The organism is Fischerella thermalis PCC 7521, from assembly GCF_000317225.1.
Taxonomy (GTDB): Bacteria; Cyanobacteriota; Cyanobacteriia; order Cyanobacteriales; family Nostocaceae; genus Fischerella; species Fischerella thermalis.
The window spans coordinates 15,884-31,696 of record NZ_AJLL01000064.1 but is presented as its reverse complement, the minus strand read 5'-3'; the positions used below and the strand labels follow the sequence as shown (position 1 = coordinate 31,696).

At 40.8% G+C, this 15,813-nt stretch carries 13 protein-coding genes, 1 other RNA gene and 1 pseudogene; 9 read left to right on the top strand and 6 right to left on the bottom strand.

Features of this window, described 5'->3' with window-relative positions; all coding sequences use genetic code 11:
• Together UYK_RS27315 and lepB are read right to left on the bottom strand one after the other, a co-directional pair.
• A pseudogene (locus UYK_RS27315) lies at positions 1 to 120 on the bottom strand (response regulator); the annotation flags it as partial.
• 802 nt (positions 121 to 922) lie between these two features.
• Positions 923 to 1,567: a signal peptidase I gene (gene lepB, locus UYK_RS0114270; RefSeq protein ID WP_009457109.1), complete on the bottom strand. Its 645-nt coding sequence runs from the start codon at positions 1,565 to 1,567 to the stop codon at positions 923 to 925.
• Positions 1,568 to 2,003: 436 nt separating this feature from the next.
• On the opposite strand from lepB, the gene UYK_RS0114265 reads away from it, so the two are divergent.
• The 9 genes from UYK_RS0114265 (at position 2,004) to UYK_RS0114230 (ending at position 12,312) form a co-directional block, all read left to right on the top strand.
• Entirely contained in the window at positions 2,004 to 3,329 is a 1,326-nt protein-coding gene (locus UYK_RS0114265) for a dihydroorotase (protein WP_009457112.1), read from the top strand.
• A gap of 192 nt (positions 3,330 to 3,521) precedes the next feature.
• Positions 3,522 to 4,604, top strand: a complete 1,083-nt coding sequence (locus UYK_RS0114260) for a class I fructose-bisphosphate aldolase (protein WP_009457114.1) — start codon at positions 3,522 to 3,524, stop codon at positions 4,602 to 4,604.
• A gap of 141 nt (positions 4,605 to 4,745) precedes the next feature.
• On the top strand, positions 4,746 to 5,912 hold the full coding sequence (locus UYK_RS0114255; RefSeq protein WP_009457116.1) for a pyridoxal phosphate-dependent aminotransferase: 1,167 nt from the start codon (positions 4,746 to 4,748) through the stop codon (positions 5,910 to 5,912).
• Between the two features lie 118 nt (positions 5,913 to 6,030).
• The gene (locus UYK_RS0114250; protein WP_009457118.1) at positions 6,031 to 7,242 is read left to right on the top strand and encodes a 5-(carboxyamino)imidazole ribonucleotide synthase; all 1,212 of its coding nucleotides are present in this window, start codon (positions 6,031 to 6,033) and stop codon (positions 7,240 to 7,242) included.
• Positions 7,243 to 7,302: 60 nt separating this feature from the next.
• A non-coding RNA gene (gene ssrS, locus UYK_RS25115) (6S RNA) lies at positions 7,303 to 7,487 on the top strand.
• Positions 7,488 to 7,826: 339 nt separating this feature from the next.
• Positions 7,827 to 9,071, top strand: coding sequence for a M16 family metallopeptidase (locus tag UYK_RS0114245; protein WP_026086471.1), 1,245 nt, complete (start codon positions 7,827 to 7,829; stop codon positions 9,069 to 9,071).
• An 86-nt stretch (positions 9,072 to 9,157) separates the two neighbouring features.
• Positions 9,158 to 10,432, top strand: coding sequence for a M16 family metallopeptidase (locus tag UYK_RS0114240; RefSeq protein ID WP_016871630.1), 1,275 nt, complete (start codon positions 9,158 to 9,160; stop codon positions 10,430 to 10,432).
• Between the two features lie 86 nt (positions 10,433 to 10,518).
• The gene (locus UYK_RS0114235; RefSeq protein WP_016871629.1) at positions 10,519 to 11,490 is read left to right on the top strand and encodes a peptidoglycan-binding domain-containing protein; all 972 of its coding nucleotides are present in this window, start codon (positions 10,519 to 10,521) and stop codon (positions 11,488 to 11,490) included.
• A gap of 456 nt (positions 11,491 to 11,946) precedes the next feature.
• Complete coding sequence (locus UYK_RS0114230; protein ID WP_009457127.1) at positions 11,947 to 12,312, top strand: phage holin family protein; 366 nt, start codon at positions 11,947 to 11,949, stop codon at positions 12,310 to 12,312.
• 98 nt (positions 12,313 to 12,410) lie between these two features.
• Here the strand turns inward: UYK_RS0114230 and UYK_RS0114225 are convergent, their stop codons facing one another.
• The 4 genes from UYK_RS0114225 to UYK_RS0114210 form a co-directional block, all read right to left on the bottom strand.
• Complete coding sequence (locus UYK_RS0114225; protein ID WP_016871628.1) at positions 12,411 to 12,848, bottom strand: cobalamin biosynthesis protein; 438 nt, start codon at positions 12,846 to 12,848, stop codon at positions 12,411 to 12,413.
• 17 nt (positions 12,849 to 12,865) lie between these two features.
• Positions 12,866 to 13,474 (bottom strand): cytochrome b/b6 domain-containing protein, encoded by a 609-nt coding sequence (locus tag UYK_RS0114220; protein ID WP_016871627.1) that lies wholly within the window; start codon positions 13,472 to 13,474, stop codon positions 12,866 to 12,868.
• A gap of 180 nt (positions 13,475 to 13,654) precedes the next feature.
• The gene (locus UYK_RS0114215) at positions 13,655 to 14,206 is read right to left on the bottom strand and encodes a hypothetical protein (RefSeq protein ID WP_016871626.1); all 552 of its coding nucleotides are present in this window, start codon (positions 14,204 to 14,206) and stop codon (positions 13,655 to 13,657) included.
• Between the two features lie 271 nt (positions 14,207 to 14,477).
• Positions 14,478 to 15,755, bottom strand: a complete 1,278-nt coding sequence (locus UYK_RS0114210) for an ankyrin repeat domain-containing protein (protein ID WP_016871625.1) — start codon at positions 15,753 to 15,755, stop codon at positions 14,478 to 14,480.
• Between the last annotated feature and the right edge of the window lie 58 nt (positions 15,756 to 15,813).

The window sequence follows — 15,813 nt, the reverse complement described above, 5'->3', positions numbered from 1 at the left end:
AGCCTTACGAACGCTGTATCCTTTTTTAGTGAGGAGCCAGGATAAAATCCGCAAGTTATCTGGCGTGTCATCTATGATGAGAATATCTTTTTTATCGGATTGTAACCGTTCGTAATTCATCCTGCACTTGCTCTGCGATCGCAAACTTTATTTTGTGATTTAACTACACTGTAAACGCATAGGTGTATTTAGCATATCTTTTCATCATGAGCGATTTAGTGCTGGAAATCACTTGAATGCACTGATTATTGTTGATTCTTATCTTACCTCTCAATAAAGCTTATTTATAAGACTTCAGTTTACTTAGATTAGAAGTATTAGTTTTTGAACATACTTTACAGAAAAAAGGTAAAATCATTCACTTTTTTTAATATTCATATTTAAAAAAACATATCTTGCATTATTCTCAATTAGCCCAATGTTCCGCCTGAGAATAAATTCTCTGGCTAATAGCATAAGTCCGTTTCAACGGACTCAAATATTGTTTGAGTCAGATTTATCTGACTTTAGTTATGAGCCTTTGAAATTTATTTCTTGGCGGGCTGAAAAGTTGGTGCAAGATATAAGAAGTGAACGAACACCGATGCACACCGATGCACACAGATAGATTTTGGTGATTGGCAATTACTGATTGCTGTTTTTTACTAATTACCAATTACCAATTACCAAATTTTTATTTTTCCAAAATTTCTACTTCATCACCAAGTTTTAAATTGCTGTCTACAGAATAAGGTGATAATCGCGTATTTACATTTAATCTATAAAAGTGATTAAAGCGGGATGAAGCCACCCAACTGGGTAATGTTTTTTGTCGCTTTGCGACAAATACTTTCTGAAAATTTTTATAAACTTCGGTTGGTTAGTAGTTAGTGGTTGGTGGTTAGTGGTTAGTTAATGATCTACCACTCCCCACACTCCCCACTTACGGATACAATGGTGATTTATCGATACCACCAATATTATTTAGGGGCCAAAAACGAATTACGGCACGACCAATAATATTTTCTCTAGGAACAACACCCCAGCAGCGACTATCATAACTGCTGTTGCGGTTGTCACCTAATACTAAATAGGAATCCGGAGGTATAGTTACAGATTTAGCAAGAAAAGGCGGTTGTGGCCCAGAAGTACAAACATTGACTACTGTCTGCTGCGAAGGAGAAAGATACGTGTTTTCTGAGAGGGGCTGGTTATTAATATATACCTTGCCGTTTTTGAGTGCTACTTGTTCTCCTGGCAAAGCAATAATACGCTTAATAAAAGCGTCTTGGTAGTCTTCTTTTTGTAGCTCTTTTGTGGGTGAAAATACTACAATATCTCCCCTTTGGGGATTAGAAAATTTATAACTTAACTTATCAACAATAATTTTATCTGCTTCCCATTGATTAGGTGAACCATGTAGCGTTGGTTCCATTGATCCGGATGGAATCCAACGGGCTTCGGCTACAAAGGTACGAATACCCAAAGCCAATACAATACTTAATACAATTGTTCTACCTAGTTCTGCTATCCAGGAACTGTCAGGTTTTTGAGTCGAGTTGTTGTTATCAGTCACTTGATTTTGCATGAAATTAATTGACTAATGGTCCAAAAAACAATTTCTATTTTGTCAGTTTAAAGATGGTATATCTGTTGATCTTAACCGTACTAAGTAAGTCTTTTGAGTTACTTTGTCCTATTGATAAGTTTGAAATGGAAGCTGGAGATAAAAACTCAGGAGTTTAGGTAGTTCATAAATGAATTATTCATTCATGATTAAAAAATAAACTTGTTTGTGACCAGTAACAAAAATTAACGGCTAACAACCTCATTCAGTTTAACCTAAAGGGACAGTACTTGCTCATTAGGGGTATAAGGGTATAGGGGTGTAAGGGTATAGGTGAAGTCCACATAACTTGTGTTATTCATGATTTTATTTTTTTCCTTATACCCTTACTCACCTACACACGGCTCCTAAAGGGAGCTTAGTTAAAAATCGCTCTTGCTTTAACCGTTGAACATCCATGTCATCTTCCACTAGTTTACTAATTCGGCGCGCTCGGATAATCTTACCCGATGGAGAATTCATGATTGGGGATGTGCTGACGCGCGATCGCTTAATTGTCGCAGTCGCACCAGAAATATCCACAGATCAAGCATCAGTTAGAGAAATTGACGCAGAAGGGTTAACTTTGTTGCCAGGAGTCATTGATCCACAGGTACACTTTCGTGAACCGGGGCTGGAACACAAAGAGGATTTGTTTACTGCGACTTGTGCGTGTGCTAAAGGCGGAGTTACCTCTTTTTTGGAAATGCCAAATACACGTCCCCTGACAACTACCCAGCAAGCACTTGATGATAAATTGCAACGCGCCCAGAATAAATGCCTAGTTAACTATGGGTTTTTTATTGGCGCAACAGCAGAAAACCTACCGGACTTGCTGTTGGCAAATCCCACTCCAGGTATCAAAATTTTTATGGGATCGATGCATGGTCAGCTGCTTGTAGATCAGCAAGAGGTTTTAGAGGCGATATTTGCTAAAGGAAAACGCTTAATTGCAGTCCACGCCGAAGATCAAGCCAGAATTAACCAAAGACGCCAAGAATTTGCTGGTATTCATGATGTTGCTGTTCATTCTCAAATCCAAGATAATCAGGCGGCACTCTTAGCAACACAGCAGGTATTAAAATTGTCAGAAAAATACCAGCGTCGTCTGCACATTCTACATATGTCTACGGCTGAGGAAGCAGAGTTACTGCGTCAACACAAACCAAGTTGGGTGACAGCAGAAGTCACACCACAACATTTATTTCTGAATACTAGTGCCTATGAAAAAATTGGCACATTGGCCCAGATGAATCCACCTTTGCGATCGCCCCACGATAACGAAGTACTCTGGCAAGCTTTGCACGATGGTGTGATTGATTTTATTGCTACCGATCACGCACCCCACACCTTAGAAGAAAAAGCACAACCTTACCCCAATAGCCCCTCGGGAATGCCAGGGGTAGAAACTTCTTTACCTTTAATGTTAACAGCTACAGCCCAAGGGCGATGTAGTGTTGCCCAAGTTGTCAATTGGATGTCTACTGCTGTAGCCAAAGCCTACGGTATTCCCAACAAAGGAGCAATCGCACCTGGTTATGATGCTGATTTGGTGCTTGTAGATTTGCAAACCTATCGCCCAGTTTTGCGCGAAGAAATCTTAAGTAAATGTGGTTGGAGTCCTTTTGAAGGTTGGAATCTCACCGGATGGCCTGCTTACACTATCGTCGGTGGTAAGCTTGTTTATGAAAAAGGTAAACTGCATACACAAGTACGCGGACAAGCCTTAACATTTACTACGTGAGTTCGATAAATATTATTTACATAGCTTCTCATGCTGTGAGCGCGGCTTCTCTTGTTGCAAATACCTACATACACCAAAGAGAGCGGATAAGGAGGACAAGCCAGACAAGGAAGAAAAAGCTTTGTTAGCATCATCTTAGTATTAGTGTTGCCAAATACTCGCAACAGTTTATAAATTATTGCAGGAAAGGCTATGACTACAACGCTAGCAACGCCCTATTCCATTGAGTCTTTACTAGGCGAAGAAGCAGAAGACTTACTGACCTACAAAGCTAAAGTTGCTAAAGATTTATTGCATTTACCAGGCCCCGACTTTGTAGATCGAGTATGGATAAATAGCGATCGCAATCCTCAAGTCTTGCGTAATCTGCAAACATTGTACTCTACCGGCAGACTTGCTGATACTGGTTATCTTTCCATATTGCCAGTAGACCAAGGGATTGAACACTCAGCAGGTGCATCGTTTGCACCCAACCCGATTTACTTTGACCCAGAAAATATCATCAGACTAGCGATCGCCGCTGGTTGTAATGCTGTAGCTACAACTTTAGGAGTTTTGGGTGCAGTTTCACGCAAATATGCTCACAAAATTCCTTTTATTGTCAAACTCAACCACAACGAACTCTTAACTTATCCCAATCAATTTGACCAGATTATGTTCGCTTCTGTCGAACAAGCTTGGAATTTGGGTGCTGTAGCAGTGGGTGCGACAATTTATTTTGGCTCAGAAAACTCTACCAGACAAATTCAGGAAGTCAGCCTTGCTTTTAAACGCGCCCATGAATTGGGAATGGTGACAATTCTGTGGTGCTACCTACGTAATAGTGCTTTTAAGCAAGACCAAGATTATCACCTGGCTGCTGACCTGACAGGACAAGCGAATCATTTAGGCGTAACCATAGAAGCTGACATCATTAAACAAAAGCTACCAGAAAATAACAATGGTTATGCAGCAGTAGCCCAAGCAACAGGTAAGAGTTACGGTAAAACCGACAAACGAGTTTACACAGACTTGACCACAGACCACCCTATAGATTTAACTCGTTACCAGATCCTCAATTGTTACTGCGGACGCGCAGGTTTAATTAATTCTGGTGGTGCATCAGGTAAAAATGACTTTGCAGAAGCAGTTCGCACCGCAGTCATTAACAAACGCGCTGGCGGTACAGGCTTAATTTCTGGACGCAAAACATTCCAACGTCCCTTTGAAGAAGGTGTGCAATTATTCCACGCCATCCAAGATGTTTATTTATCCGAAGCAGTGACAATTGCTTGATCGAGAAGATGGGGTGGTGGGGTGATGGGGAGTAACAATGCTCTCTATAATTGTCTTCCTTGTCCCCTTTGTCCCCTTTCCCTTTTCCCGATCCCCTACTTCTGGGATATTCTGGAAGAGGTGAGAATTGGCTGAGTGACGATGAAGCTGGCAGGAAGAGTGAGTCAAGTAACGCCTTCTATAACTTTAGCGATCGCAGCGAAAGCAAAGGCTATGAAGGGCGAAGGTATAGATGTTTGTAGTTTTAGCGCTGGTGAACCAGATTTTGACACCCCAGCACATATTAAAGCTGCTGCTCAAAAAGCCTTGGATGAAGGTAAAACTAAGTATGGACCTGCTGCTGGAGAACCAAAATTAAGAGAAGCGATCGCCCGCAAGCTACAAAATGAGAATGGTCTTGCTTATAAAGCAGAAAATGTCATCGTCACTAATGGCGGTAAACATTCTTTGTTCAATTTAATGCTAGCAGCGATCGAACCAGGTGATGAGGTGATTATCCCTGCTCCCTACTGGTTAAGCTACCCGGAAATGGTGACTTTGGCGGGTGGTATTTCCGTAATTATCCCTACAGATGCAACAACAGGATATAAAATTACGCCAGAGCAATTACGAAAATCTCTCACACCCAAGACCAAGTTATTTATCCTCAACTCGCCATCTAATCCCACGGGTATGGTGTACACGCCGGAAGAAATCAAAGCCTTGGCGGAAGTAGTAGTTGAAGCAGATATCTTTGTTGTCTCCGACGAGATTTACGAGAAAATTCTCTATGATGGTGCAACTCACCTCTGTATTGGTTCCCTGGGAGAAGAAATATTTGCCCGCACGATTGTCAGTAATGGTTTTGCCAAGGGTTACTCAATGACGGGATGGCGTATCGGTTATTTGGCGGGGCCAATAGATGTAATCAAAGCCACAAGTACTATCCAAAGCCATAGCACTTCAAATGTATGCACCTTTGCTCAGTATGGTGCGATCGCAGCTTTGGAAAGTTCGCAAGACTGTGTAGAACAAATGCGCCAAGCTTTTGCTAAACGCCGCCAGGTAATGCTAGAGCGACTCAACGCTATCCCTGGCTTGACTTGTCCTAAACCAGACGGTGCATTTTATCTGTTTCCTGATATCAGCAAAACCGGACTGAAATCTCTGCAATTTTGTGACGCTTTACTAGAAGAGGAACAAGTAGCAGCCATTCCTGGGATAGCTTTTGGTGCAGATGACAACATTCGCCTCTCCTATGCTACAGATATGGCAACAATTGAAAAGGGGATGGATAGGTTAGAGAAGTTTGTCAAGTCGCGGATTTAGTTAGTGAGAAACAACACACAGATCCCCGACTTCTCTAAGAAGCCGGGGATCTTATCTTTACTGATCGCGCTATGATGCTAAGACAGGGGCGTCAACCTTCGTAATTATTTGGGGTAAGATGGTACGTATTGGTGTAATCGGTGGCGGACAACTCGCCTGGATGATGGGCGGTGCAGCAAAAAAATTAGGTATAGAATTGGTGGTACAAACCCCCAGCCCTTATGATCCTGCTGTAGCGATCGCTCATGAGACTATTTTCGCTCCAGTCAACGATGCCGCAGCTACAAAAGTTTTAGCTACTAAATGCGATATCATTACTTTTGAAAATGAATTTGTTGATATCGAAGCTTTATCGATTTTAGCAGAGCAAGGCGTTTGTTTTCGTCCACCTTTACAAGCATTAGTTCCGCTTCTAGATAAATATCATCAACGCTGTTATTTACGAGATTTAGGTTTACCAGTTCCCCATTTTTTCGATATTAAAGGGATCTGGAGACAAGACTCGCCAACAGAAAATAAACAGTTAGCTATTGAAAGTCAAGAGTTAGGAATAGAGAGCGAAAATCTTCATAATTTTTCACTTCAAAGTAAATTAAAGTTTCCAATAGTTTTAAAAGCCCGTCGTCACGGTTATGATGGTCAGGGTACTTTTGTTATTCAAGATATCCAAACTCTTCAGCAAAAATTAGAATCTGCAAATAATCTAGCTTTTTTATTAGAAGAATTTATTCCTTTTGAGCGAGAACTAGCAGTAATAGCAGCGCGTTCTGTGGATAGTAAAGTAGTAATTTACCCAATTGTAGAAACCCAACAAGAAGAACAAGTATGTCGGCGAGTGATTGCACCAGCGGAGATACCATCACATATTCAAAAAGAGATTGAGAATATTTCCCATACACTCCTTAATAGCCTCAAAGCAGTGGGAGTTTTTGGGATTGAATTATTTCTTAGTGCTGATGACAAAGTGCTAGTAAACGAGATAGCACCTCGCACTCACAATTCTGGACATTTTTCCCTTGATGCCTGTGAAACTTCCCAATTTGAGCAGCACTTAAGGGCTGTTTCTGGTTTGCCTTTGGGCAATCCTAATTTAACTTGCTCATGTGCTATTATGATAAATTTGTTGGGCTACGAAATATCAACAGACGACTATATTACTAAACGCCAAAAAATAAAACAAATTCCCCGAAGTTACGTCCATTGGTACGGTAAAACAGAATCTCGTCCAGGGCGAAAATTAGGTCATGTCACCGTTTTGTTAAATGATCAAAATCCAGATGAAGCAATGGCGATCGCCCGCAATATAGAAAATATTTGGTACGCCAATTAAATCGGCAAAAAAATCTCATTAGGCATACACAAAATCATTTTTAAAAGCTATAATCAATTCATAGCACTGCGACGTTGGTGACTGCCAACAAGTTTTGTGATCTATGACTTGTAAAAGTAAGGGAACCGAGCATTTTTCGTGGCAGTAGACCGGGCTTGTACCCGGAAACTTTAAACGGAAAACATGGTACCCACCTGGCTTACTCCAGGTCAAAAACTTAGGTAAAACGGCGTTGCGGTGAATAAAAATCAAGGCCCCTTAAGTCTAATTGGACTAAGGGGCTTTAATTATTTCAGAAGGTAAAAAGACCAAGAATTTTAATTTTTCAAAATCACAGGAATTAATATAGCATTCCTAAATTATTCGTGAACAACAAGATAGAAAATGTATGAGAAGTGATAAGGGAAACCCCATACATTAATTTTAGGGGTTTTTCTCCTGCCCTCTGCCTCCAACATAGCTGCCTTTCCAAAAATATGTATCAATTGATTCTAATTTGTGTTCACACAAGAGTTAGGATTGCAAGATTGCGATAAATTGTGATTAAATCTCTCAAAATATTGTTACAAAAACCCATAATTACCGTGTTTCCAACCTCGGTCCTTACACTAGATAATGGTTTAACCTTTATCCATCAAGAAATTCCCGACACTCCTGTGGTTGTGGCGGATGTTTGGGTACGTGCAGGTACTAGACTTGAACCAAGCCCTTGGTTTGGCATGGCTCACTTTTTAGAACACATGATATTTAAAGGAACCGCAAACCTGCCACCAGGAGTATTTGACCAAAAAATTGAAAACAGGGGTGGGGTAGTTAACGCGGCTACTAGTTATGATTATGCCCATTACTCTATTACTACAGCTGTTGCTTTTATTGAAGAGACTCTTCCTTACTTGGCAGAACTATTGCAGAATGCGGCGATTCCCGAAGATGAATTTAACCGCGAACGAGATGTGGTGTTAGAAGAGATTCGCTCTTGCCAAGATGATCCTGATTGGATAGGATTTCAAGCATTACTTCAGAGTATTTATCAGCACCATCCCTACGGACGTTCGGTGTTGGGTACAGAACGAGAACTGATGCAGCACTCACCAGAGGATATGCGCTGCTTTCACCGCACTTATTACCAACCCGAAAATATCACGGTGGTAATCGTTGGCGGAATCAGCCAGGAAGTAGCTCTAGAATTAGTTAGTCGTAAATTTAACAGTTTTGGCGATCGCTGTTGTGAGTGTCCACCCACAGAGGAAGTAGCAAGACCGATCATCGCCGGAATTCGCCGTCAACAATTAGAGTTACCCCGCTTAGAACAAGCGCGATTGTTGATGGCGTGGACTGGACCAGGAGTCGAACAACTCCGCAGCGCTTACGGATTGGATTTACTCTCAGTTTTACTAGCAGAAGGGCGGACATCACGCTTAGTCCGGGACTTGCGGGAAGAACAACAATTAGTGCAGGGTATATGCAGTAATTTCTCCCTGCAAAAAGATGCAAGTTTATTTACGATTACTGCTTGGTTAGAACCAAAAAATCTGGAACGTGTCGAGTCCTTAATTCGTCTACACCTAGAGGATTTACTAACTAATGGTATTTCCCCTCAGGAACTAACTCGCTGTCAACGCCTGTTATGTAATGATTTTGCCTTCTCCACAGAAACGCCCAATCAACTAGCAGGACTGTATGGATACTACAACACCATCGCCAAAGTAGAATTAGCGATGATATATCCAGAAAAAATCCAGTCTTATGATGCCCAACAACTACAAAAATTAGCACAAGAGTATCTTTCACCTCATCATTACGCAGTTACCGTATTAAAACCTTGTTAGGTGTTAGTTGTTAGTTGTTTGGAACAACCACTAACAACAAACTACCAACCACCAAACACCAATCACCAACAACGAACCATCCAGAAATGACCACTTCCCTCAAAAAATCCCATATTCACCGTACCGTCTTAGATAATGGCATAGTGTTACTCCTGACAGAAAATCCCACAGCAGATATCATTGCAGCGCGGATTTTTATTCGTGCTGGTAGTTGTTACGAAAACCGGGAACAAGCAGGATTGGCACATTTGCTGTCTGCGGTATTAACAAAAGGATGTGAGGGACTCTCCAGCTTGCAAATAGCTGAACAAGTGGAGTCTATAGGGGCTAATTTAAGTGCAGATACAGCTGCTGATTATTTTCAGCTGTCTTTGAAGACAGTCACGGCAGATTTTGTTGATATTTTGACACTAGCAGCAAAGATATTGCGATCACCTACTTTTCCAGAAGCAGAAGTCGAACTAGAACGACGCATCGCCCTGCAAGATATTCGTTCTCAAAAAGAACATCCCTTCACTGTCGCTTTTGATCAACTACGCCAAGTGATGTACCAAGATCATCCCTATGCTATGTCAGCATTGGGGAATGAATCGACCATGAGTCGCATCACCCGTACAGATTTAGTCCAGTTTCACCAAACTTATTTTCGTCCAGATAATCTGGTGATTAGTATTGCTGGTCGTATCACTTTAGATGATGCTGTTGCAGTAGTAGAAAAAGTATTTGGTGATTGGCAACCACCTGCTGCTAAACCATTGCCCACACTGAATTTACCAAATCTCACCGTCCAGCCGGAATACGTAATTATACCCCAACAGACACAACAATCAATCGTCATGCTGGGTTACATGGCTACAGCAGTCAATTCCCCTGACTACGCTGCTTTAAAGTTATTATCTACATACTTGGGCAATGGACTTTCCAGTCGATTATTTGTGGAACTACGAGAAAAGCGCGGCTTAGCTTACGAAGTCTCCGCCTTCTACCCCACACGGCTTTTTCCTGCCACATTTGTAGTGTATATGGGAACGGCTCCCGAAAATACTCAAATTGCCCTGTCCGGATTGCAAGCAGAAGTAGACCTACTTTATACCAGTCCACTTACAGAAGTAGCACTACAAGCAGCAAAAAATAAAATTTTAGGACAATACGCTTTAGGCAAGCAAACTAATGGACAACTAGCCCAAATATATGGCTGGTATGAAATTTTGGGACTGGGAATTGAATTTGATCAAAAATTCCAGGAACTAATTACCAATGTTAACGCTGAGGATGCGATGACAGTAGCTTCTCGGTATTTACAGAAACCTTACGTATCTTTAGTTGGTCAAGAAGCAGCAGTTAAAAATGCAGTTATTTAGTAGCATATATCAATATTTTGCTCTTGCATTTTATCACCTTTTGCCTTATAGAGTATTACCATGAACTTTACCGAGGGCAGAGTTCCATGACAGCCAGATTCTTTGGCTACTTAAGTTCGCTCAACCAGTTTGGAAAATGCTGTTTACCTAAACAGAAGCAAGGGCATAAATTGTTAATAGGAATCAAATTACTGCTATTTTCCTCTGCACCTGTGCTATTTGTCTCCTCTGTTGTACCAGTAGGTGCAACACCACTAGAAATTGCCCAAATCACCCAATTCAGCATCAATCGTCCTAACTTGCAACTAGGTAGTCAAGGACAACCTGTATCGGAACTACAAGCAGCACTCAAACTTTTAGGCTACTACACAGGTGCAGTAGATGGAAATTATAACCAAGCAACAGCCAAAGCAGTTTCCCAGTTTCAACAAGCTGCTGGTTTAAATCCTAATGGTATTGTTGATGCTATTACTTGGCAAAGACTTTTTCCTGGTGAAGCGATCGCATCGTCCACTGCTTCTACCACTTCCATCGCTAACTCAGCCAGTAACTTTCCGGTTCCAACTCAAATTCTCAACAACTCCACAACTACTACCACTCAGACTGCGAATAATTCCACAACTACTACAACTCAGATTTCGAATAATTCTACAGTACTTACTACCACTCCCGAACCAAAACCTGCAACACCACCTAAACAAACTACATCCACTAATTCTCAGAAGAAAACAGTTACCCAATCATCATCTACTCTTACTCAACCAAACACCCGTACCCAGTCTACTAAACGCACTCAGCCAAATCCACATTTTGAGAAGATTCCTGGTGTGCAATACACTTCTAAAGGATACCCCATCTTACGACTAGGCATGAGTAATGTTGAAGTCAGAAGATTACAAATGAGACTGCGAAAACTCGGCTACCTTGAAAGTGCTGCGGATGGGGACTTTGGTGAAGCAACTGAAGCAGCAGTTAAAGCTTTGCAAAGACGCTATGGTATTGAACCTGATGGTGTTGTGGGTGGCGAAACTTGGGAAATTCTACTACGGCGACGTTAATTTTTCTAACCCTAGTCTATCACTCAAGATGAATGATTCTAGTCACGAAACCAACAATGCTGATGTAGTGATTCCTAAACCTTTCAAAGATAATTAAGATGAAAACATTGTTGATCACCAAATGAGAATTATTGGTCGTACAGCAGGATAATAACACCATGATTCTGAGCTATATAAAAGAGTCTATACTGAAAAATAGACTCTTTTTTTGTTCATTATTTTCAATAATCAAGATCCTCGATTTACTCAAAGAAGTCAAGAATCGTGTCAAATTATAGATATAATTAGTTATCAATATTTCAATACAAATTTAATTTTTCCTCGCTAAAAAATAGCAACATGTTCATAGTGAAGCTTTTACATTTACCTTCCTATTTTGAAGCAACTAGAGTTGCTTACTAAGTATGATTTTAGAAATATCCAAAAGAGAACAGGCAAATCGAAATTAAACAGGTCATGAAAAACTTTTTATTAACTTGGCTTGGTACAGCAATTGCATTGCTAATAACAGCTAATATTCTTCAATATTTTGATATTGGCTTTAAGGTAGATAGTTTTGTTACAGCCTTGATTGCTGCTATATTCATAGGGATAGTCAATGCTTTTATTCGTCCAATATTTAGAATTCTAGCCTTTCCCATCACTTTGCTCACCTTTGGTTTATTTGCCTTTGTCATCAATGCATTTGCTTTATGGCTAGCAAGTTTTCTCACTCCCAGTTATGGTTTTGTCATTGAAGGACCTATAGCAGCTTTATTAGGTTCAATTGTGTTATCAATAGTCTCTAGTGTAATCAATTATTTCTTGAGAGTAGTTGAGTAATTGTCATTGGTGATTTGCCATTGGTTAGTGGTTGATTATTGACTACTCCACCCTACGGGTACTCTACCTTGAAGCCGATGAGCGCGTCTACAGACTCCTCACAACTTCCTATCTTTCACTTGAGCAATAGCTACCGTCACCATACCTTTTTGATCTTTGGTCACAGGACGAAAAATTTGTTTGGGAACTAACAGACTTTTACACTCAGCTGCACATAAAGCAGCAGCTTCAGCAACACTAGGAGTTGCTATGTATTGATGAATCAATTGGGAAGGATTGGGAACACAAACTGTGCGGAGAATTTCAGCACAGAAGGTTTTTAAAAGCCAATTTCGTTCCCGACAAAGCTCTACTAAGCCAACTTCATCAGCTTTAGTATCAATAGTAGCAAGGCCTGCGATCGCACTTTGGGAAAGTTGATGTTCTCTAAACACATGTGTAATTGCTGCTTCTATCAACTCTCGTGAAGTTCCTTTCTGAAAACCAACTCCTACCCACAAATTTTTTGAACGGAGAGAAAATTCTGCTAACAGCAACTTAGATAGCCTAACGATTACAAACCAGGACGACGTAACCAGTTAATAATTTTCTCACGCCATAATCGCGGACTATCTTCCGGGCGAAACTTTGTGTCAAACATAGAAAGTAAAAGAGGTAAGCCTCCTACTTTAGCACTCATGAGCAAATGCATCGCAAGTGCAAACACTACTACTAACCAAGCTATTAAATGTATATAATACCAGATATGGTTTACCTCTCCCCTTGGTAGCCAATTTTCATCTTGAAACTTACCTGAAATGACAGCAAATAGGGCTGCTACTAACATCGCAGTATTGGCAAGACGTTGTAGTGTGTACCACCAAATCGGTTTACCTACTAAAGTCAATTGCTGTAAAGAATTCTTTTGTAACAAACGACTTCTACCAGCTTTCAAACAATAAATAATAAATATTGGTAGAGCAACAAAAAAGATCAAAAATCCAAAAGTACCATGTATATCAATTAAATTTCGATTAGCTTGTGTGAAACCAAATCCGCCAAATCTGCGATCCCAACTGTCATAAACCAAAAATCCTGTAATAGCTGCACCAATAACCAATAAAGCAGTGATAGAGTGAAGTATTCGTAACAGCAAAGGCTGGTATGGCTGAGAATGAGGCATGACCAAGTTTGTTACATGACATCTATATTATTTATTTTTACTTCAAAAATGCATAGCAATACATAAACCTGCCTGCAAGTAAACTGTGGGCTAAGAGCCTAATATAAGGGTTTTAAATTAAACTCTCAATATACTTAGTTCCTGTTACCCGTTGCCTGTCAAGAGTTATATTTTACAATTTCAATTACCTAATTGCCTCATAATCAAAGGTTCTAGATATCCAAACAGTTTGACTTGTGCTTGCACAATTTTTGAATTATTTAACGCATTGCTGCGGGGAAGCAAAGTACGGAAGGCACGCCGCAGTACCTGAGATAATTTAAAAGGTGGAAAGGGAATACTATTAGGATCAATAGTTTGTCCATGCTTTGCCATTAGCACATCTAAAGGTGGTAAATCAGCTGGTACTAGTGGCATCTGAATATTAAAAGCTTTAAATTGTGGGTTATCGCTTTTGAAACTCAGAATGTTTTCCTGTCCCTTATTTTGATACTCTTGGAGTTTAAGTATTTCTAATGCCTTTGCCTTATCACCATCCAACAGCAAAGTCAAACCCTGCTTGTTAAAAGGATAAACAGGTGTATTCAAGCTGATATAAATAAACTCTGCACAATAAGCTGTATCTTCTGGACGGCTAAAGAACTCTAGTGCTTCTGGCGAACCAAGACTAGCCAAAGCGCAGTTTTGTAAAAACTCTTTGAGTGTGGGGCGATCGCAAAGGTAAATAATCATTATTTTCCAATAAACTCTTACTTTCACTCATTGTGATTAGTTATTAATCTTTTGGTGTACATTTTTACATGCACCCAACAGATAGTCTAAATTTTTACTTTTTTTCAATATTTTGTATTGACAATATTAAGTCGCCAACAGGCACTGTTCATACCCAAACACATAAAAACTATTTGTGTCTTGGTGTCTTAGTGGTTTAAAACTCTTAGCACCAAAGCACAAAGTCACTGGACATTATTAAACGTAAAATCTTCTACCCTCTGCCTTCTATTTACTCCACCGCCCCCGCCGCCCGCAACAGCCGTGCTACATCTTGATATTCATTAAACTCTGCTAGCATCAAAGCTGTATAGCCGCCTTGATTTTTCAAATTCACGTCTGCACCTGCTTGTAGTAATAATTGCACAGCTTTTGTGTAGCCCCGGGAAGTTGCCCACATTAAAGCTGTTGCTCCAGCTGAGTCTTGCAAATTTACATCTGCACCCTTGGCTAATAGCTGCTGGATGATGCTGGTGCGATCGCGTTCTGCTGCTTTGATCAACGGTGTTTTACCATCATCTGCTGAGATATTGACATTAGCACCAAACTCTAACAACACCTGCACTGTTTGAGTGTGTCCCTGGGTAACTGCCAATGTCAAAGGTACTTCACCAAAGTTTCTCACATTCACATCTGCCCCATGGCGCAGTAAAATTTCTACAATCTGGCTATATCCCTGTAATGCTGCTACAAGCAAAGGTGTATCGCCCAGGTTGTTTCTGATTTGGACATTCGTACCACGACTAAGTAATAATTCGACTAAATCGGTATAACCTTCTACAACCGCAAGGTGTAGGGCGGTTTCCCCATCTTGATCTTGGACATTAATATCAGCGCCTGCATCTAGTAAACAGGCTGCGATCGCACAATGTCCAGCTGCCGCTGCTGCTGATAGGGCTGTGCTGCGATCGCGGTTTTGCAACTTTACATCAGCCCCCGCCGCCAATAATGCTTGTACAATGGGCAAATGTCCCAAGTCTGCCGCCAGCATCAACGGGGTTTCGCCTTCTTCATCCTGGGCATTAATATCTGCACTGACTGATAGAATTGCTTGCACAACAGCAACGTGTCCTTGCTTGAGTGCTAATTTCAAAGCAGTATCATCATCTTTATCTTTGACATTGACATCTGCACCAGCAGCCAGTAAGACTTGTACCACCTCAGCATGGCCTTTAAGTGCTGCTGCCATCAAAGCCGTACTACCATCCTCATTAGTGGCATTTACATCTGCACCTCTGGATACTAAAAGTCGCACAATGTCAATACTCTTAGCACTCGCAGCCAACATCAAAGCTGTTAAACCGTAGCGTCTTCTGCGTAAATTAACATTCGCCCCAGCATCCAAAAGCGATCGCGCAATTTCTGTATAGCCAAAATTAGCAGCAAACATTAACGCCGTCGTACCTTCGCGATCTGTCACATCAGGACTGGCGCCGCTAGCCAGTAGCGCTTGTACTTGCCTAATATCACCAGTTTTAACAGCCTTTAACAATGAAGCGTCATTAGTCATTTGTCATTTGTCATTGGTCATTAGTCAATAGTCCATCGTCAAGAGTCAATGGTCAATG